The sequence below is a fragment of the Mesorhizobium bavaricum genome, assembly GCF_056781655.1.
Genome location: NZ_CM165566.1, coordinates 48,664 through 65,943 on the forward strand (window position 1 = coordinate 48,664; position 17,280 = coordinate 65,943).

22 protein-coding genes and 1 pseudogene are annotated in these 17,280 nt (G+C 59.6%); 12 read left to right on the forward strand and 11 right to left on the reverse strand.

The genetic code is table 11. The annotated features are described in order from the left end of the window. Positions 1-49: 49 nt before the first annotated feature. From AC1RZR_RS00285 to AC1RZR_RS00300, 4 genes are all read left to right on the forward strand, one after another. Positions 50-256, forward strand: a complete 207-nt coding sequence (locus tag AC1RZR_RS00285; protein WP_481827291.1) for a hypothetical protein — start codon at positions 50-52, stop codon at positions 254-256. A gap of 69 nt (positions 257-325) precedes the next feature. Next, positions 326-910: a DUF2786 domain-containing protein gene (locus AC1RZR_RS00290; protein ID WP_481827292.1), complete on the forward strand. Its 585-nt coding sequence runs from the start codon at positions 326-328 to the stop codon at positions 908-910. Continuing rightward, a complete protein-coding gene (locus AC1RZR_RS00295; RefSeq protein WP_481827293.1) occupies positions 871-1,047 on the forward strand; it encodes a hypothetical protein in 177 nt (58 codons plus the stop codon). The genes AC1RZR_RS00290 and AC1RZR_RS00295 overlap by 40 nt, the downstream gene beginning before the upstream one ends. A 127-nt stretch (positions 1,048-1,174) precedes the next feature. Next, the gene (locus AC1RZR_RS00300; protein ID WP_481827294.1) at positions 1,175-2,032 is read left to right on the forward strand and encodes a hypothetical protein; all 858 of its coding nucleotides are present in this window, start codon (positions 1,175-1,177) and stop codon (positions 2,030-2,032) included. Here AC1RZR_RS00300 and AC1RZR_RS00305 read toward each other — a convergent pair. From AC1RZR_RS00305 to AC1RZR_RS00320, 4 genes are all read right to left on the reverse strand, one after another. Further along, the gene (locus AC1RZR_RS00305) at positions 2,029-2,274 is read right to left on the reverse strand and encodes a hypothetical protein (protein ID WP_481827295.1); all 246 of its coding nucleotides are present in this window, start codon (positions 2,272-2,274) and stop codon (positions 2,029-2,031) included. The two genes, AC1RZR_RS00300 and AC1RZR_RS00305, sit on opposite strands and share 4 nt — an antisense overlap. Before the next feature lie 26 nt (positions 2,275-2,300). Continuing rightward, positions 2,301-2,513, reverse strand: a complete 213-nt coding sequence (locus tag AC1RZR_RS00310; protein ID WP_481827296.1) for a hypothetical protein — start codon at positions 2,511-2,513, stop codon at positions 2,301-2,303. A gap of 73 nt (positions 2,514-2,586) precedes the next feature. After that, positions 2,587-3,171 (reverse strand): hypothetical protein, encoded by a 585-nt coding sequence (locus AC1RZR_RS00315; RefSeq protein ID WP_481827297.1) that lies wholly within the window; start codon positions 3,169-3,171, stop codon positions 2,587-2,589. 271 nt (positions 3,172-3,442) lie between these two features. Then, the gene (locus AC1RZR_RS00320; RefSeq protein ID WP_481827298.1) at positions 3,443-3,661 is read right to left on the reverse strand and encodes a hypothetical protein; all 219 of its coding nucleotides are present in this window, start codon (positions 3,659-3,661) and stop codon (positions 3,443-3,445) included. Positions 3,662-4,467: 806 nt separating this feature from the next. Here AC1RZR_RS00320 and AC1RZR_RS00325 point away from each other — a divergent pair. The 3 genes from AC1RZR_RS00325 (at position 4,468) to AC1RZR_RS00335 (ending at position 6,608) form a co-directional block, all read left to right on the forward strand. After that, a complete protein-coding gene (locus tag AC1RZR_RS00325; protein WP_481827299.1) occupies positions 4,468-4,611 on the forward strand; it encodes a hypothetical protein in 144 nt (47 codons plus the stop codon). Then, complete coding sequence (locus tag AC1RZR_RS00330) at positions 4,608-6,188, forward strand: DUF4942 domain-containing protein (RefSeq protein ID WP_481827300.1); 1,581 nt, start codon at positions 4,608-4,610, stop codon at positions 6,186-6,188. The genes AC1RZR_RS00325 and AC1RZR_RS00330 overlap by 4 nt, the downstream gene beginning before the upstream one ends. Positions 6,189-6,251: 63 nt before the next feature. Further along, positions 6,252-6,608 carry a hypothetical protein gene (locus AC1RZR_RS00335; RefSeq protein ID WP_481827301.1) on the forward strand — a complete coding sequence of 119 codons (357 nt, stop codon included), beginning with the start codon at positions 6,252-6,254 and terminating at the stop codon, positions 6,606-6,608. 113 nt (positions 6,609-6,721) lie between these two features. Here the strand turns inward: AC1RZR_RS00335 and AC1RZR_RS00340 are convergent, their stop codons facing one another. After that, a complete protein-coding gene (locus AC1RZR_RS00340) occupies positions 6,722-7,009 on the reverse strand; it encodes a hypothetical protein (RefSeq protein ID WP_481827302.1) in 288 nt (95 codons plus the stop codon). A 386-nt stretch (positions 7,010-7,395) separates the two neighbouring features. On the opposite strand from AC1RZR_RS00340, the gene AC1RZR_RS00345 reads away from it, so the two are divergent. From AC1RZR_RS00345 to AC1RZR_RS00365, 5 genes are all read left to right on the forward strand, one after another. Next, positions 7,396-7,995 (forward strand): DUF488 family protein, N3 subclade, encoded by a 600-nt coding sequence (locus AC1RZR_RS00345; protein WP_481827303.1) that lies wholly within the window; start codon positions 7,396-7,398, stop codon positions 7,993-7,995. A gap of 284 nt (positions 7,996-8,279) precedes the next feature. Next, positions 8,280-8,891 carry a hypothetical protein gene (locus AC1RZR_RS00350; protein WP_481827304.1) on the forward strand — a complete coding sequence of 204 codons (612 nt, stop codon included), beginning with the start codon at positions 8,280-8,282 and terminating at the stop codon, positions 8,889-8,891. After that, positions 8,888-9,202, forward strand: a complete 315-nt coding sequence (locus AC1RZR_RS00355) for a hypothetical protein (RefSeq protein WP_481827305.1) — start codon at positions 8,888-8,890, stop codon at positions 9,200-9,202. Before AC1RZR_RS00350 ends, AC1RZR_RS00355 begins: the two co-directional genes overlap by 4 nt. Positions 9,203-9,212: 10 nt before the next feature. Then, positions 9,213-10,067 carry a ParB/RepB/Spo0J family partition protein gene (locus AC1RZR_RS00360; RefSeq protein ID WP_481827306.1) on the forward strand — a complete coding sequence of 285 codons (855 nt, stop codon included), beginning with the start codon at positions 9,213-9,215 and terminating at the stop codon, positions 10,065-10,067. A gap of 716 nt (positions 10,068-10,783) precedes the next feature. Beyond that, positions 10,784-12,445, forward strand: coding sequence for a winged helix-turn-helix domain-containing tetratricopeptide repeat protein (locus AC1RZR_RS00365; protein ID WP_481829175.1), 1,662 nt, complete (start codon positions 10,784-10,786; stop codon positions 12,443-12,445). A 105-nt stretch (positions 12,446-12,550) separates the two neighbouring features. On the opposite strand, the pseudogene AC1RZR_RS00370 reads toward AC1RZR_RS00365, so the two are convergent. From AC1RZR_RS00370 to AC1RZR_RS00395, 6 genes and pseudogenes are all read right to left on the reverse strand, one after another. Continuing rightward, positions 12,551-12,862: pseudogene (locus AC1RZR_RS00370) on the reverse strand (SLC13 family permease); the annotation flags it as partial. Between the two features lie 321 nt (positions 12,863-13,183). After that, positions 13,184-13,660, reverse strand: a complete 477-nt coding sequence (locus AC1RZR_RS00375; protein ID WP_481827307.1) for a YciE/YciF ferroxidase family protein — start codon at positions 13,658-13,660, stop codon at positions 13,184-13,186. A gap of 528 nt (positions 13,661-14,188) precedes the next feature. Beyond that, positions 14,189-15,427 (reverse strand): alpha/beta hydrolase, encoded by a 1,239-nt coding sequence (locus tag AC1RZR_RS00380; RefSeq protein ID WP_481827308.1) that lies wholly within the window; start codon positions 15,425-15,427, stop codon positions 14,189-14,191. 73 nt (positions 15,428-15,500) lie between these two features. Continuing rightward, positions 15,501-15,839: a hypothetical protein gene (locus tag AC1RZR_RS00385; RefSeq protein ID WP_481827309.1), complete on the reverse strand. Its 339-nt coding sequence runs from the start codon at positions 15,837-15,839 to the stop codon at positions 15,501-15,503. A gap of 59 nt (positions 15,840-15,898) precedes the next feature. Then, a complete protein-coding gene (locus tag AC1RZR_RS00390; protein WP_481829176.1) occupies positions 15,899-16,675 on the reverse strand; it encodes a transporter in 777 nt (258 codons plus the stop codon). A gap of 80 nt (positions 16,676-16,755) precedes the next feature. Further along, complete coding sequence (locus tag AC1RZR_RS00395; protein ID WP_481827310.1) at positions 16,756-17,064, reverse strand: hypothetical protein; 309 nt, start codon at positions 17,062-17,064, stop codon at positions 16,756-16,758. Between the last annotated feature and the right edge of the window lie 216 nt (positions 17,065-17,280).

Genomic DNA, 17,280 nt, shown 5'->3' on the forward strand with positions numbered 1-17,280 from the left:
ACAAGCTAAGTTGTTGATATCAAACAACAAAACAAGCCTGAGCAATCAAATGGACATCCTCTCGACCCTGACCGAAGCCGACGGAATGGACCGCGCCTATTTCGCGCCCGTAGCCATCGCTGCCGTAGCCGGTCGCGAGGACAACAAGGCTTTCCGCAACGAACTCAATGCGCTGGTGAAACTCGGCCAGGTCGAGCGTGTCTATGCTCCGATGCGCCGGGCCGGCCGGATCAGCATGTACCGGATCGCTCGCTAAGCATTTCCGCTTTACTTTGCCCAGGTTGTAACCAAAATGGTTACATCGACCCTACCACGGAGACCTGACATGACCGAACAGCAGAAGAAGATGGCAGCCAAGATCAAGGCTTTGCTCGCCAAGACCACCGACGCCGGCGCCACCGAAGCCGAGGCTTTTGAGGCGATGGCGAAGGCCCGCGAACTCATGGACAAATACGGCCTGACGAAGGAGCAGATCGAGCTCGATGCCGAGACGATCGCAGCGCAGAAAACCAAGCGCGACAACTTCAAGACCTACGTCATCAAGGACCATCTGGCGATCGAAGTCGGCCGCTATTGCGACTGCAAAGTGTGGCTCTCGCGGAAGGAAGACACGATGACTTTCTTCGGCACGGAGCAGGACCGCCAGTTCGCGATCTGGTTGGTCGAAAGCCTGGACCTGTTCGTCCGCAACCAGACAGTTCGCTTCATGACCGAGCGCTACAATCGCGCCGGCGCCGGGCCTTGGACGTTCAGAAGGGCTTCATGGTCGGCTGCATCAGTCGCATCAACGAGCGACTTCACCGGCTCTCGGATGAGCGCGAGCAGACAGCGCGGCCGAATGGTCGCGGCAAGTCGCTGGTCATCGTCAAGATGGCGCTGGTCAACAAGGCCTTCGGCCAGATCGGCTTGAAGCTCCGCAAGGGCTCCGCGAGGGGCGGAATGAAGGGCGACGGCAGCGCCTTCAACGCCGGTGTGGCCGCCGGTGACCGCGCCACGTTCAATCGCCCGATCAACGGCGGCGCGGGTACGCGCGCCATCACTGGCTGATCAAAATCGGGTGGTGTTGGGAAGCGGCACAGAAGAATCAGGCTGCCCGTTTTTAGCTCGCCACCCCCCTTTCTGTCAAGAGACATTCGTAACCATTTTGACACCGTCCCTACCACGGAGACCGGACATGCTGGCAAAGGCGAAGAAAGAACCAAAGAAAGCCGCGTGGCAGATCGAGGCCGAGGAGCGCCGCCGCGAGCAAGACGACATAGTCGCCATGCTGCGCAACGGTCCAGACGACTATCTGGTCTCGATCGCGCAGGAAGCGCTCGGCCACTACCACGCGGCGATGATGGCTTGCGACAAGCCAGCGCGCGTCCTCTACGAGCTGGTGATCGACGCCTGCGTCGAGACCCTATACCGCATCCCTGAATATGGCGGTCGCGAAGAGCGGTCCGACGGCACTGGTCGCTCATGGCCGCCGAGGGGCCGATCCCGCTTCGATTGCTGGAACTCGGCATCGACATGGCTCGGCAGGCAGTTGGCCGTGCCCCATGGCGAAATCCCGATGCACGGCCAGCCGGGCCGGTTCATGCTCATGATCCACGGCTGCAGGACCGACGTCGAATACCCTGGTCTGCTCGGTGGGCCGGGACTGCATGGCAAGGTCATCGACCTCGACAAGCCCTTTTTCAGCGAGACAGGGTTTCGATCTTTCACCACCGGCGGGCTCTCCCGCGAGCGCTGGTTCGTCGAAGAGGCTCTGGACGTCGGCGAGATGCTGACCATCGTGATGGAGGAGTCGCTGCTCAGCGATGGCAATGGCAAGCGGCTTGCGAAGGCCAAGCTCCACAACCCGCCGTTCGGCTTCGGCCACTGGACCGGCAAGGTGCGCCACGAGTCATCCGATGAACGCTTGCGCGAGGATCGACGCAAGGATCCTGCCTATCAGCCGGGCGGTTTCATTGCCGCGCTTCCCGGCCTCGCTTCGCTCGGCTTTGCCTCGCGACAGGAGAAGACCGGCCAGCTCGCATTCGTCTTTTAACCAGCAATCGGCCGACTTGGCGCGATCACAGCCTCCGGTTTTCTCTCACTGATCGATATGATCCCGTGCTTGAAAAAGACGGTGCTGGTTTCGCTGCCAGGAGCGCCTAATTCTGCCGAAACGACAACGAGCTCGAAGTGTCCTTTTGAACTGAGCTGATCCACAAGGCTTTCCAATGGTGCATTTTCGCTCTGGCCGAGATGCTGTCTTCCGTCAATCGTGGTCACGACAAAATCAGTCATACTGACCTCCTACAACCAATTTGGCTTCAATCAGATAGCGAAGTCGGAGGCTCGACTGACGGTCCGGATCGCGGCGTCTTACTCTCTTCGGCTATCACCAGCAGCGCCTCAAGGGTCACTGCAATGCCCGACATCAGCGCGGAAATATCTGTGTTGCCGCCGGGCAGTGAAAGTTCCGCCGCCCTGGTTTGCATGCCGGTGCTGAGTTCCTTCAATTTCAGGCGCAGATCGTCGTCCATGACATTCCTCCATAGCTGGAGGCCTAACGTATCGATGAAGGGGAAGTTTCCCCGCGCGCGTCAAAAGACTGATCTAGCCGTTCAGGTCCCTGGTTTTCACAAGGACCTTCCTTGGCTTCCCGTAGAGCGCGTGTAGCTTGTCCGCGACCTCAATAACCGCAGGAAATGCGGCATAGAAGATCGACATGTTGTCGCCTGTAAGGCCGTTACGAGAAGCGTAGTCCTCCAAGGCTTTTTGCGAAACGGTCAAGGTGAACGTCCCGTCATCTTGGTCCCAGACTAGAACCTCTACATCGCCGGCATTTATGTAGGCTTCATTCTTACGCCGATGATCCAGCAGGGTAGCACCATATTGTGCCCACAGCCGCTCGCAGTCGTTTGCCCTCAGGCTTGGCGTACCCGGTTCGCCATAGAATACCATAGCCGCCCGGACGTCATATCCAAGCACCGATGCATTGGCGATGAACTGGATGGCGTTCCCGAGGCGAGTGGTATCGAGCTTGACTTCCGTCTGGCTCGTGAGGTCGATCACACCAATGATTTCGGCTTCGTTATTCCTGGCAGCCAACACCGCGCCGACAGTCGCAAGCATATGCGCCTCCGCTAAGACCTTAACCTCGCAAGAGCCGGCTTGTTCCTCTGAATAGCTGACCCGCATGCGCTGACACCGCAACCAACAAGGTCAGCCAGCCCAATCGGGCCACTGATGCCGTCGAGGAGAGAGAGAATGCCCGCAACAGTTAAAATACTGCCGAAAACCTACAAGGCCCTGGTCCAGGCCGACCCAAAGGACGCCGAACAAGACCACGGCGCTGCTTATGGATGCTATTCTGAAAGCAGTGGCGGGATACGCCTGACTGCGCGGGGCTTCACAGTCACCAGCCGGGGCGATGAGGGGCAAAGTCGCCCCCCCAACCCGGGAAGAAGTATTACCCCGCGCTATGCTCGCCAGCCCATTCGGTGCGCCATATGCTGTCGACGCCCTGGACTAGCACCTCAGCCGAATGGCCCTCTGAGACTGCACTGCGGGCAGCCTTGATCGCCGCCAAGACGGCAATCTCATGCGTCCCATAGTGGTAGTCCTTGTCCTCGTATCGGACTTTCCAACGCGCCGCGTCTTTCGACACGTAATATCGAATTTCGATCAAGGCCCACCCCACTTAGCAAGGCAGGCACAAAATCACGGCGGCGGCGACGACGCAATTGGGAAAAATGCGTATCAAATTCGACCGAAACGCCGATGCCGGCCCTTTGGCGGGAGCGGCTTGGGGTTGAGCCTCAGCCACTGACCTGCAGCGAAATTTCGCGCAGATTGCTCGGTCTCGAAAAGGCGCTGGCTAACCGCACCGTTCTCGAAAATCTGCACCGCCCACTGGCCGTCTACGTGTTCAATCGAGACACTGTTCTTTGGTTGGTCTTCCATGGCTCGCACCCACAGATCGAAAACAGAAAATCAATCATAGCCAGTCGCCGCCATCAACGTTCGAAACGTACAGAACCGAACCTGTCGAATTGAGCAATTTTGTAAAAGCACAGCAATTTTTCGCAAACCTGCCCCGCACGCGCTCAGTCCGCAAACCAACAGGGACAGCCTGCCGAAAGGCCGCAAATGCGGCCAGCTCGCGGTTATCTTTTCCGTCTTTTGCTTGTAACCATTTTGGTTACATTCTAAGTTGTTGTGGTTACAAGGTAATTCCCCCGCCCACAGAGACCGACCAACGATGTTCTACTGCGACGAATGCCTCGACCCCTGCCGGTGGCACGATACCGGGCTCTGCCCTGGATGCCGCGAGCGCCGCGTTGACCAGATCGCGGCCGAAGAAGCCGACATGGCTTTCGATCTCCAGGAAACCTGCAAGGGAGGCGCGATGCACTGAGAGGCAAACCATCCCTTTCGACAGGGCGGCAGGAGAGGTCCCGTCGCCCGCCAAGCCCTACCACGGAGACCAGACCAGTGACCGCCAAGCCCACCGAATACGAGTTCACCCTGCCCGACGGCAGCAAGCGCTACGAGATCGTCATCGAGCGCAAAGACGTCTTCATCTTCCAGAAGATGCACGGCGCGACCAGCGCCAAGCCGGTCGGGCAGAAGCCATGAACGCGTTGATCCCCCGCAACACCGTCGAGCAGATCGTTTCGTTCCGAGACGCCGCGGTGGCCGCCTATCAGGGCGCATTCGACAAGATCGCCGACGCTGACAAGGTGTTGAAGGAAGCCGCCGGTTTGTGGCGGGCCGCTGCCGGTGACTTTGCCAACAGCTACCACGGCGACCGTCAAAGCGGCGTCAGCGAGGTCACTGCGTTCTTTCATGCCGTGGCCCTGCCTGACCGCGACCAATATCTGCGCACCGCCATCCGCCTGGTCGATATTTCGTGCTGGCACTACCTGATCCAGATGACCGAGCTCGACATGCTCATGGACCGCAAGGCCAAGGACGAGCTGCGCGATAGCCTGGCATGGGTGCCCGAGAATTGGCGCCATGGGCGCGGAGACAGCCGGGAACTGGTCAACCTCAACGACCTGCAGGGCATCCCTCCGGTCACGGTCGACAACATCTATGCCACGATCGACAAGTGGGCCGGCGAAGCCGAGATGATCTTCCGGCGCGGCATCGCCGTGGCCTTCTCCTCGCTCGATCGCCGCTTTCGCTCGCATGACGGTTTCAAGGTCGGCGGCCGGGTGATCCTCACCAATGCCTTCGCCGAATACAGCGGCGGGCTCAGCTACGGCAGGACCGCCGACACGCTGCAGGACATCGAGCGGACCTTTCGCATCCTGGACGGTCAAAAGCCCGGCCTGGCCTATGGCGGCATCATCGGCCAGATCAGGAACGAGCGCAAATATGGTCCCCACCAGTCCGAGCATCACGGCGAGTATTTCAAAGTGGTCGGCTACAAGAACGGCAACGCCCATCTCTGGTTCACGCGCGACGATCTGGTCGAGAAGATCAACAAGATGCTGGCCGAATATTACGGCGAGGTGATCGGTGACGCGCAGACCAAGGAACCCGACGATCTCTTCCGCAACAGGAAGACCATGCCGGCCAGGAACTTCGGTTTTTTCCCGACGCCGGACGGCGCAGCCGAGGATCTGATCAAGGGCATCCCTTTGATCCAGCCGATCGACAAGCCCCAGCTCACCATCCTCGAGCCCAGCGCCGGTACCGGCAATCTGGCGCGGCGCTGCGTCTCCACCATCAAGGACTTTTCCGACCACTCAGGCTATGGCCAAGCCCACACGATGGCGCGGTGGCGCAAGGAGTACCGGTTCGACAACCAGGTTGATTGCGTCGAACTGCAACCGGCGCTGGCCGGCGCGCTCCAGGCCCAGGGGCTCTATCGGAAGGTCTACGCCACCGACTTCCTGTCGCTGCGCCCCTCGGTCACCGGGCTCTACGATCGGATCGTGATGAACCCGCCCTTCGACATGGAGCGCGATATCGACCACGTCGTCCACGCCTTGGACTTCCTGAAAGATGACGGCTGCCTCGCCGCCATCATGTCAGCCGGGACTGAGTTCCGCGAGACGCGCAAGGCCATCGCCTTCCGGGCGTTGATGGAGAAGCTGAACGCCAGGTTCAACGATCTGCCTCACGGCTCATTTGCCGAGGTCGGGACCTACGTGAACACGATCACCGTCAAGGTCTGGAAGGATGGCCGCAGCCGGTATTTTTAGCTTGACCCCATTGTAACCATTTTGGTTACAAACTAGGCTCATGGTACGCACCACGGAGTCCCAATGTTTCACCCCAGAGAAATACCCCAAGACGAGGAGGATCGGCGCAAACTGCGCCCCTCCATCACCCAGGCCCTCGACATGTGGGGCAGCTGGCACCGCGACTGCTCGCCGCTCGGCTGCACAGGCGATTACGGCCTCGACATGCAGCTCGCGGACGCCTTCCGCCACCTCCTTTATCGGCCGGCGCTGAAAGACCGGCTCAGCTGGATCGAGCGGGAGATCAGGCGCCCACGCAAGCGCAGAGCCGATGGCCGCTACCAAGCGGAACTCTGCGCATGGTGGCTGGACCTATGGGAGGCCGAGAAGGCGCCAGTCATCGACACCAGAATTCACGAAAGGGCCTGCCGCGCTGGCTGACCTTCAGGCGATCAGCAAGTGGGTCGTCTGGCCCCCCAAAATGGCACTATTCACGTGCATTGTGTAACCATATTGGTTACAATCCCAGGCACAGAATCTTACAACGGACTGCGTCAATGAGAGGCACACCAATAGTCAGAAAGCGGTTCGGAAAACTGCTGGTTGTCGAAGACCTCGGCATCCCGGCAGGGACGAAGGACCGACGGTTTCGAGCCGAATGTGCCTGCGGCGGCGAGAAGATTGCGCTCGCCGGGAACCTTCGCCACGGCCGCACCACGAGTTGCGGCTGCCGGGAGCATCAGCCGTTTCACACAACTCAAATTCGCAAAGTCGCTCGCTGCAAAAATTGCCTTTGGGCCTGAGCGCCATCCGGCCGAAAGATCAATGAAGCGTGTCCTCACTGCAGTTCCGTGAAGGACGTTCGCATCCCTCGCACCAGAAAATTTGACGAGGCCGGAAGGGCCTCCCTCAAGCGTTGGATTGCAAATAATCCGGATCACTCGACGCGCGCCTCTAGGGCGATGCGTACGACGGCAATTTTGCTTGTCGGCAAGGGTGTTCTTCAATGTGTTCGATGTGGCTGCGATCGGCCCGCCCTCCTCGAAATCAACCACATAAATGGCGGCGGGCAGCCGGAAGTCAGCAAGAGCATGCAGTTCTACCGAGCTATCGCGGAGCTTCGCCGGACCACTGTCGCCCTGGAACTACTCTGCAAACCCTGTAACGCGATCCATGCACTTGAGATGGTGCATGGTCCCCTACCGATGAAAGTCATATGGAACGGACAATGAAAATCTACACAAGCAGCTGGTTTACGAAGCTTCCCGATAGCATTCAAAAAATAGGCGTCAGTCGCGGAACTCCGCGTGGATATGCAGCGGGTTATCGCAAGATGCCCGAACTCGCTCCAGGCGATTGGTTTAAGACCGCCAGCGACCGCGACTACAAGCAGCTCTATTTCGAGATCCTGGCCAAGCTCAATCCCAGCCGGATCGTCGCCAAGTTCGAAGACCTGTCCGCCGGCAAGGATTGCGCGCTGCTCTGCTACGAGGCGCCGACGGACAACAAATATTGCCATCGCGCCTACATCTCGGTGTGGCTGAAAGAACAGCTCGGACTCGAGGTCTTTGAATACGGATTGGAGAACCAGGGTTGCGCCTGGAGGCATCCCAAGCTGCCGGCGCAATACCGCCTGCCTGCCACGTCGCCCGAACCCCTCCATGTCGCTCCCTACCTCGGCGCCGAGGCGGCCGACGCTCAGGGCCGCGTCTGGACGGTGATCGGCGTCGATCCCGAACACGTCGACCAGGCACTCGTGCAGTGCGGCGACGAAAAGCGCTCGATTTCGAGCAACGTCCTGCAGAGCAGGTTTCAGCCGGTCGCCTAAACCCGGAAGTCCTTGAAAATATTCGGCTTTTCGCCCTTCAGCCACTTGTAACCGTTTTGGTTACAAGCTAAGTTATTCAAGTAACTTAGAAATCTGGAACCGATGTCGCAAAGCCGCTTCCTTCCACCGCTGCAGCCTCTGCCAGAACAACCCGACGAATGCGGGCTGGCGATTGGTGACTTCTCGCCCATTCATCCGGCGGCCGAAAGCCGCTCGGGAGCGCGAGCCGGGCATAGCATAGCCGCATGCGCACTTTGGTTCATCCCTTACCACGGAGAAAGACCATGACCTTGAGCCGAGACGAGCTTGCGGCCCTGCGCTCCTATGCAGACGAGCGTGGCCGCAGGTGGAAAGAGGCCCTGAGCCTCGATTGGTATAATGCCCGCCTGTCAGCCTGCGATGCGATGCCGAACCGCGGCTCGGTCCTTCATGGGCTGCGCAATGCTCCGAGCTTCGGACCATCCGGACTCGAGAAATTCCGTTTCCCGCCTGAGAAGACCGGCTTCGACGAGGCCATCGCGCACGCCTCTAATCCCGATCACCGGAATTACAGCCGTTCGCTGGCTCGTCGAATCCGCGCCGAGAAGCGCATGAGCACCGCGCTCGTCACTGCCTGCCTCGATCGCGGCTTTCTCGTTTCCGTCCACGACGGCGAAGAGTGGGCCGTGAGGAAGTCGACCGACAAAGGCGTGATCTTGGCCGCGCTGTTTTCGACCGATCAGGACGAGATCGTGATCCGCACCGCCGATGGCACGAGGGCCGGCTGGTTTCAGCTGATCTATGGCAACGATGGCTATGACGTCGTCTCCGACTACACGGACAATGAGGTCTGCAACGCTATCTGGAACGAGGTGCTGACGCCTCTGTCCGACAAGATCGAAGGGGAAATGGCATGAACGCCGCCCGCTTCCACGCCGCCCTGCGCATCCTGCTCGGCCTCGGGCAACACGATCTCGCCGCTGCCGGCGTGATCGACGGAAATTGGGGATCGGCAGATGCATCCCACCGCGACCAGGTCGAAGCCTTCATGGAAGACCCGGTCACCGAAGCGATCCGCATGCCCGATGCCAATTTCAATCGGCTGGTGGTGCTAGTCGAAAGCCGCCAGCCGGCCGCAACCAACCGCCCCGGCGATCAGGCCGCGATCTACTCCGAAGAGACCGGCGTCGACTACGCGACCGCCCTCGTCCACTGCAATATGGATTGAGGAGAGTTCCATGAAAAAGCGTATCCCCCTCACCCAGGTCATCCCGAACCCCGACCAACCGCGCAAATCCTTCGACCCGGTGAAGCTGCGCGAGCTGGCCGAATCCATCCGCGAGCGCGGCCTGATACAGGCCATCACCGTTCGCCCCGTCGGCGACGAAGGCCTCTACATGATAGTTGGCGGCGAGCGCCGCTGGCGCGCTCACCAGCTGATCGAGGCGGCCGACATTTGCTGCGAGGTCGTCAAGATCAACGACAACGAAATTGCGCTTCAAGCCATCGTCGAGAACCTTGCCCGGGCCGACATCAAAGCTCTCGAAGAGGCTCGGGCGTTCCAGTCGATGCTAGACCGCGGCTGGACGGTCGAGCAGCTGGCGAAGGATATTGGTGTCCAGCCGGCGCGCATCACCGCCCGGACCGCTCTGCTCAATCTGGACGAGACGATTCAGAAGTTGGTCGACGGCGGCGGTTTCCCGCTCGGCCACGCGAACTATCTGGTTGATCTGCCGACTGCTGACCAGGTCAACATCGTGCGGCTATTCTCGAGTGGCAAGCTGAAAGACTGGTCGGGTGTCCGAGCTGCTGCGCAATCAGTGCGCGACCGGATCGAGCAAGGCGGCATGTTCGACAATGAGAACCGGCCCGAGCCGTCGAAAGACGACATGGCCTCGCTCAGCCGCATGGAGAGGATGGCAGAGAAAATCATCTCGGCGATCGCCTCGGGATTCAAGGATGGCGAGTTCGTCGCCATCAAGACCGTCGACCTAACAAGGCCGAGAAGAGGGCCGACACACTGGCCGCTGCATCGCGCACGCTGCGGTCGATGGAATCCAACCTTCGCGGGGCGCATGCCCGCTCGGTGCTGATGTAACAGCCTCGGCCTTTCCTCCGTGGGGCCGAGGTGCCCGCCGCGACAATGGCAGGCCAAGGGCCGGCTCTCCATAGATCGAAAAAATCCTATCAGTCATTGGCGCCTAAGTTCGCGTTGCCCGACTCCAGCTCAAAAAGCCCGCCAATTGAATGGCGAGCTTTCTGACTGGCCGGAGGGCAGGAGAGCGTCATTACCGCGCCACGGCTGGTTGGCACTCCCGTTCCGGTCCTCGATCAACGGCCGGCGATTAGCAGGCAAAGTTGCCGCAGGTCGCGATCGTAAGTGTCCTGGCTGCTGAGCATGTCCACGCAGCGCTTCTTCATCCGAGCCAACTGCGCGCTCGACATTCGGCGACCACGCTGACGTGCTTGGGGCTGGATGGATTGCTCGGATTGGACAGCTTGCTGGGTTGGACGGGTTGCTCGGGCCTGCGCCCGCATTGATGCCATTGCCGACCCCGACGGCCGCACCAACGCCAATCACGCTCCTGGCGTCCACGGTTGCGCCCAGTCCAGCCGTCACGCCGTTTGTGCCGATGCCTCCGATGCGGGGATCCGCTTTTGCAGCCGTTTGCCCTGCGAAAAGACAAGCGAGAACGATGACGAACCTGGTCCGTTTCATGTCAGCCTCCTGTCCAATCCAGGGGCCGCCAGGATCGCTTGGAGGCGACGGCCGAATGGGCTATGCTAGGAGGCGCGCCAGGTGGGTGAAATGTCCCGAACGGCATCTGCTGAAACGGTCACGTTCCGCGGTTTTGTTTTTCTTGCGAACAGCAACGAACTCCGAACCGTGGAAGGCAAAGCGGTCAATCTTCGCAGCCAGTCCGTCGAGGTGCTCGCCGTGCTCGCGGCGCGACCAGGCGAAATCGTGTCCAAGGATGCGATGATGCAGGCGGTTTGGCCCGATACATTCGTGACCGAAGACAGCCTCACTCAATGCATTGCCGATATTCGCCGCGCATTGGCGGACGACGCGCATGTGATCGTGGAAACCGTCCCTCGGAGAGGCTACCGACTGAATGCCGATCCGTCGAACGCGGCAGACCCAAACGCCGCAGCCGGCACGGAACGTGGCAAGACACGAATCTCGCAGCGCAGCTTCATTCTTGCTGCGATCGTTCTCGTCGCGGCAGCGATCGGCGCATACTACGGCGCGGAAGCATGGCGAGCCGCTCCAGTTCGTTCGAGCGGCATGCCGAGGATTGCGGTCCTTCCCTTCGACGACTTCAGTGCTGGCGGGGACAAGGGATATCTCAGTGATGCCGTCGCCGAGGGGATCATCACCGAGCTTGCGCGGAGCAAGACCTATGCCGTCATCGCCCGGTACTCAAGCTTCAGGTACCGCGATAAGCCGGTTGACATCAGGCAGATCGGAGACGAACTCGGCGTCGACTACCTGCTCGAAGGCAGCCAGCAGAAGATCGGAGACCGGCTGAAAGTGACGGCCCAGTTGCTGAATGCGCATGATGGATCGCATGTCTGGGCCAACACCTACAACCGGGAGATTGGCGATCTTTTCGTCGTCCAGGAGGAGATCATCCGAACGCTTGCGGATCGGATCGGGCAGAGCATCGAGCGCCCTTTGCCAGAGAGCGGTGCCGCCCGGGTCAGCGCGCTCCGCTATTACCTGGTGGGGAGGGCCAAGATCGGAGAGGGAGATATCTCAGCCGAGGGGACGGAGTTGTTAAGGCAGTTCAGCCTCAAGGCGATCGGAGCGGATCCGAACTCCCAGTTCGGATATATCGGGCTGGCCTGGTCCTATCGCAATGACGCGGTATTCGGGTGGCACGCGCAGCAGCACAACCGGGACGAGGCGTTGAAACTCGCCGCCGAATACGCCGACAAGGCCATCCTGCTCGCTCCTGATGACGCTGGAGCGCATGAGATCCGCGCCAGCATCCTAACCGAAGCCGGAGAGGTCGAGCAGGCCCTTGCCCAGTACGATCAGGCGATCGCCTTGAACCCCAGCGACTCGCATATCCTCGTCATGAGTACGGACGTGCTGCTGTTTGTTGGCCGCGCCGACGAAGCGATCGATCGGATCGAGCAGGCTAAGGGCATCGATCCCTTCCACCCTGACTGGTTCCACTGGCAGATGGGCTGGGCGCTCTGGGAAAAGAACGATTGTGGGGCGGCGCTGGCGGCGATGCGGAAAATGTCCAGAATCCCGAGCGGCGCACAGCGCATGCTTGCGGGGATCCACGCTTGCTTGGGAAACAAGCAGGAGGCAAAGGAAGCGCTTGCGGTTTTCCTCCAGAACACTCCCAGTGAATCCATCCGTAAAGAACGCAGGGAGTGGGGCAAGATTTGGACCGCACCCGGAAGCCTCGACCGCTGGATCAAGCAGATGCGGTTCGCGGGGTTGCCGGAGTGACGGCCGACCGTATGCGGCCCGGCAGCAGAAGTCCGGGTCGGATCAAGACACTCTCGAAGCAGTGTGCAAATGTCGGGAATTGGCGCGATTACGAGTGGGCAAGAGTCAGTTCATTGGCCAAACGATCATGAGCATCGGCACAGCAACAATGACTACGAGGAAAGATAGCGGCAGTCCCAGACGCGGATAGTCGCTGAAGCGGTAGCCGCCCGGCCCCATGACGAGCGTGTTGCACTGGTGTCCGATCGGGGTGAGAAAGTCACAGCCGGCGCCAATGGCGACAGCCATCAAAAATGCTTCCGGCCTGTAGCCCAGATCACTGGCAAATTCGGCGGCGATAGGCGCCATGACAAGGACGGTGGCGGCATTGTTGAGGAATGGCGTAACGGCCATGGCGGCGACAAGGATGAGCGGCAGGGTCATCCTTCACATCGAGGGGCATCGGATCTGCCACAATCGATAGGCCCTTAACCGTCTTCCTCTGCGCATCCATCCGAGCCATCCGGTCGTCCGCAATGAACAAGTATGCCAAGGCTATCCTGAACATTTGATTTCAATTAGCGCCTGATCTCCATGGTCAGCCGTACCCTCCAGTACCAACGAGACTGTGCCGGGGATCATTGGATCTCAGGGACATAGGCAGACGGGAAGAGGACCGTGCGGAGCCGGCGTCTACGATCATGACAAAGTCCCTCGGGCTTCCAACCGAGGGCGATGCCACCACCTATCGCCGAATGATCAATGTGTCCTGTTGATCGACGTGACTGCGAGGTTCGTCAGCTTGTTGTTGGTGGCTTTCTCCTGGTCAAGGATCTCGCTGAGCAGCTTGTGCGCCTCGTCATGCCCGAGGTCCTTTGCCCATTCCCGCAGAGAGCCGTACCGGGAAATTTCGTAGTGCTCGACTGCCTGACAGGCCGCCAGCAGCCCAGCGTCGAGAGCTGTCCCTGACGCTTCTTCCATCAGTCCGTCGGCTTCCTTGATAAGGCCCTCGATAGCGTCGCACTTCTCGCCGGAGGCCTTCCTGCCTATCGACTTGAAGACCTGCTCCAGCTTCTTAATTTGCCCCTTTGTTTCCTCGTGATGGTCTTCCGCAGCTTTCTTCAGCTTGGCGTCCTTTGCGGCCCCGGCCACTTTGGGCAAAGCTTTGATAATCGCGTTCTCGGCATAATACATGTCCTGAAGGGTATGCTCGAAAATATCGGCCAGCGTTTTCATCATTATGCTCCTTTGCCCGAATTGGCTTTGGGAGAAAGAGCGGGCGAAGCGAATCGTTCCGTGCCTCACACGAAGCGGAGGTATCATCCTGCCTGCGTGTCGCGACTCGCGCTTAGCAGAGGCTTGGCGTTACTATGACCTCCAGCGGGGTCGCCGGTGGTGCTTTCTGTCGGGAAGCGGCAAAGCTGATCCTACGACTGAGATGAGGCGCATTGCCGCCCGGCAGCATTGGGCCGAAAGGAGACTGGCAGCTTTGGGGCGCGAAAATCCGGAAAGCAGACGTGCTTGAGCTGGCGGAGCCATCCTCTGGGGAAGATCGGATCATTTGGTCAAGGGCGCCGATCAGACTGGCTCCACGGATTTGACGTTTCCATCCGTACCAACCAGGCAGCTTGTCTTCTTGCCGCCGGCGACGAGTTCGACTTGATAGGTTTGGATTCGCTGGCACCGTCAATGCCGCCAGCGACGCTCTCAAAAATGCCGCCCAATCGAGTGCCCATGTTTCACTCTCACCCTCGCCGTCAGTGATTATTTCTTGCACCCTTTGGCAAGATCGCACTTCTTGCTGCCCCCACTGCCGGTCAGGCCCTCGACCTCGTTGCCGTAGTTTTCTCTGGTGTTCTGATCGACAACAGCAACGGGCGCAGCGATCACCAAACCCGCGGCACTGCCTGCCGCGGCCGCAGCACCTGTCGTCGCCTGCACGATGGAGTCACCGAGACCGACCCTGCTGTCGGTCAGGGTCTGACCGTCGGCCATCCGCGCTCCGATCAACTGCACGATCTGGGGCGAGGCGGCAAACTTGCCATGGTTCAGGCTGTCCCCGGATTTGACCTTCGTCAAATCGATAACGGTTACATTCTCGCTCGCGAGTTCTTCCTTATAGGGAGCCTCTTCCGGATTGATCGATCCTAGTCGAGGGATGTTGCCCCAAATCCGTCGCGAAACTGCCAACGCTCGATCGTCCTGAGAGACAAAGAGCGTGAATTTGGGGTGCTGTTTGCCCATGTCGGCGATCTGGGTTCGAAACACGTCGACATCAACGTCCGGGGCAGCAAGCATGACGTTCTTGAACTTCGCCGGCAGACCGCCGTTGCGGATGGCCATCTGACGCAGGGATTCCAGCGCAAGCCAGTTGCCCATCGAATGCGCCAGGATCGAAACCTCCTTCACCTCGGGATCGCGAGCCAAGTACTGGAACAGCAATTCGACCGCGTCTCGCGTGTAGTTGGTGCTTTCGCGATCGTAGCCGTAGGCTAGCGTGCTGCCTCGCGACGGCCAAGTGACCAGGATGGGGGCACTGCTTGTGCCCGTGTCCTTGGCGATCTGGGCGAAGCGATAGACTGCGTCCTCGAAGCGATTGTTGAACCCGTGGATGAAAACCAGGACGCTATGGTCCGGGCTCCTCTTGACGGAAGCATGCAGCCAACCCTTGGCCGACTGCACCGATAGTTCTTCGGCGTTCAGAACCGCGAAATCGGTCGCCGGATTCGATGGCAGCTTCTTGGGCCAGGCGACCTCACCGACTTTGCGGACCGAAGCAGGCGGGATCGACACCGTCATGTCGGCAAACGAAGGAGCTATTCCGCGTTCGCCCGTGTACATTTCTGCGGGGTTGGAAGACCGGCTGCGGGTGGTCGCTACCAGCATGTTTATCTTGCTGGATGAGGGCGAGGTGTCGTCGACAGGCAACAGCACGTTGGTGGGACGCGACGCGCATCCTGCCAGCAGTAAAATGACTGCCGGCAAAATCAGTGCCCTCTTCATATGCGCGACTTTTGACCTCAATACTTTCACGCGTGCTCCCCCCGAGCCGTTTGAGCCCTGTCCCCGACAATTCTCAGTTGATGTGAACGACCACGTATTTGGTGCCGGTGTGCTGGTAGTAGGTCGCGCCGCAGTGCCAGTACCAGGCGCCATTGACCGAAATTTTTGCGCAGCCAGCGGGAAGGCTAGCCACATAGACGTTCGTTCTGCGGACTGTTCGCCGCACCACGCGCCGTGTCGTGCGGCGGGCCACGCCTGCTGCGCTTCTGGCCGTGGCAGGCCGGCCAACTTTCGCCATCGCTTCAGACGACACCGAATTTCCTGTTGCCAGCGAGACCGGGTCAACTTCAACAAATGTTGCCAGCGCCAGGGCAAAAATGAGCGCGCTCCGCAAGCTGAACTTCGATTTCATGATTTCCTCCATTGGTCAGTTGTCGTCATTACGTCCCGGCTATTGGCCGGTTATCAAAACTATGTCTTCGGAAAGAGGAATGTGACGCCGGTTCGAAACCCAAAACCGTCAGGTCCGTTTTCTGGGCTCTCCGCCCAGTGGCGCACACTCGCACTCAGGCTGACTGGCTGCTTGCCGAAAAGCACCAGTTTGGATGCCTGGAAGCCGATGGGAACCGACCATTGGCTTGCTCCCCAATCGTATGTGCTCTCGGTGCTGAGCGTGAACGTCCAGGCGTCCTTGGTCGTGTAGGATATGAAGGGCTGCAGGTAAGTCGCGCTGATTTCGTCGCGGTTCTCATCGCCCGCAAACGACCAGATGTGATTAGCCAGAAGGCCAACCGTCCACCCGTCGAATTGCTTGAGGACGACGACCGTTGGCCCGGCCCCCCATTTTTGTCTGCCGAGCAATGGGTCGGTCGCGGTGGGCAAGAGGAACACCGGCCCTATGCCCCATATAATCCCGCTGGCGCCTCTCTTAGAGGGCGAGAAGAACAGGCTTTGAGATATGTCCCCGAGCCCGAAGTGGTCACCGGACGGACCCGCAATGTCGTTCTGCCAGGCTATAGGCACTACGGTTCGCGATATGAGATTCCAGTCGTCGTTGAGCGTGATCGGGATCACCGGCTGAACATTGACATAGGCCTTGTCGCCATCGTTCGGGCCATAGCCGCTGTCGTGGTTGAACTGGATTGGCACGCTGACTAGCGAGGCGATGGGGTTGGACAACTTTTTGGCGAGATCCTCGCTGCTATCTTCCGCCCAAGCTGCTGTCCCAATGAGGAATGACGGGAGCATCGCCACGGCCGTTTTCCGGTATCGACCGCCGGACACAGCTTTCAAAGCCAGCACTCCCTTCGGCAAAGGTATCGCGGAGCTCAACGCTGCGAACCAAGATTGAAGCCAGCTCTTCGGGCAGCTTCCGATTCAAGCACGACTGCTCCAACTTCCCCGATCAACCGATCCACCAGTTCCTGCCACTCGGTTCGCCTGGCCGCGCGCAACTCCGGCGCGATCAGATCTACCTTTGAAAGTGCAAGCTCCGCCTCCGTGAGTTCCTCGCATATCTCGCGAAAGGTTTCGTTGCGATCCATCAGACGATGAATCGTCAGTTCGAATTGCGGGAACCGACGTACTGCCGCCGAAGCCGCACTATGTTTTCTGAGCTGTCCGCTTTGAGTGGCCATGACACAATTCAATGATCTGGCAGAATTATATTGGCGCGAGGTTCCGGCGGAATGTAAGTTACGTGGAAGAGTGTGTAATCGCTCAACGAAAAAGCCGGCAGAAAGCGCTTGGGGGCAAGGCGAGCATCGATCACGCAGGCGGGGCCAACCACAGGGGCGTCGGTGTAAAGCTTTGCCCGTATTGCTGTGAATTGGCTGGGCCATATTGTCACGAGC

Excerpts from the sequence above, each read along its gene's own strand:
- AC1RZR_RS00285 (WP_481827291.1), top strand. The coding sequence starts at position 50 with ATGGACATCCTCTCGACCCTGACCGAAGCCGACGGAATGGACCGCGCC.
- AC1RZR_RS00290 (WP_481827292.1), top strand. The coding sequence starts at position 326 with ATGACCGAACAGCAGAAGAAGATGGCAGCCAAGATCAAGGCTTTGCTC.
- AC1RZR_RS00295 (WP_481827293.1), top strand. The coding sequence starts at position 871 with ATGGCGCTGGTCAACAAGGCCTTCGGCCAGATCGGCTTGAAGCTCCGC.
- AC1RZR_RS00300 (WP_481827294.1), top strand. The coding sequence starts at position 1,175 with ATGCTGGCAAAGGCGAAGAAAGAACCAAAGAAAGCCGCGTGGCAGATC.
- AC1RZR_RS00305 (WP_481827295.1), bottom strand. The coding sequence starts at position 2,274 with ATGACTGATTTTGTCGTGACCACGATTGACGGAAGACAGCATCTCGGC.
- AC1RZR_RS00310 (WP_481827296.1), bottom strand. The coding sequence starts at position 2,513 with ATGGACGACGATCTGCGCCTGAAATTGAAGGAACTCAGCACCGGCATG.
- AC1RZR_RS00315 (WP_481827297.1), bottom strand. The coding sequence starts at position 3,171 with ATGCGGGTCAGCTATTCAGAGGAACAAGCCGGCTCTTGCGAGGTTAAG.
- AC1RZR_RS00330 (WP_481827300.1), top strand. The coding sequence starts at position 4,608 with ATGAACGCGTTGATCCCCCGCAACACCGTCGAGCAGATCGTTTCGTTC.
- AC1RZR_RS00335 (WP_481827301.1), top strand. The coding sequence starts at position 6,252 with ATGTTTCACCCCAGAGAAATACCCCAAGACGAGGAGGATCGGCGCAAA.
- AC1RZR_RS00345 (WP_481827303.1), top strand. The coding sequence starts at position 7,396 with ATGAAAATCTACACAAGCAGCTGGTTTACGAAGCTTCCCGATAGCATT.
- AC1RZR_RS00350 (WP_481827304.1), top strand. The coding sequence starts at position 8,280 with ATGACCTTGAGCCGAGACGAGCTTGCGGCCCTGCGCTCCTATGCAGAC.
- AC1RZR_RS00355 (WP_481827305.1), top strand. The coding sequence starts at position 8,888 with ATGAACGCCGCCCGCTTCCACGCCGCCCTGCGCATCCTGCTCGGCCTC.
- AC1RZR_RS00360 (WP_481827306.1), top strand. The coding sequence starts at position 9,213 with ATGAAAAAGCGTATCCCCCTCACCCAGGTCATCCCGAACCCCGACCAA.
- AC1RZR_RS00365 (WP_481829175.1), top strand. The coding sequence starts at position 10,784 with ATGTCCCGAACGGCATCTGCTGAAACGGTCACGTTCCGCGGTTTTGTT.
- AC1RZR_RS00375 (WP_481827307.1), bottom strand. The coding sequence starts at position 13,660 with ATGAAAACGCTGGCCGATATTTTCGAGCATACCCTTCAGGACATGTAT.
- AC1RZR_RS00380 (WP_481827308.1), bottom strand. The coding sequence starts at position 15,427 with ATGAAGAGGGCACTGATTTTGCCGGCAGTCATTTTACTGCTGGCAGGA.
- AC1RZR_RS00385 (WP_481827309.1), bottom strand. The coding sequence starts at position 15,839 with ATGAAATCGAAGTTCAGCTTGCGGAGCGCGCTCATTTTTGCCCTGGCG.
- AC1RZR_RS00390 (WP_481829176.1), bottom strand. The coding sequence starts at position 16,675 with ATGCTCCCGTCATTCCTCATTGGGACAGCAGCTTGGGCGGAAGATAGC.
- AC1RZR_RS00395 (WP_481827310.1), bottom strand. The coding sequence starts at position 17,064 with ATGGCCACTCAAAGCGGACAGCTCAGAAAACATAGTGCGGCTTCGGCG.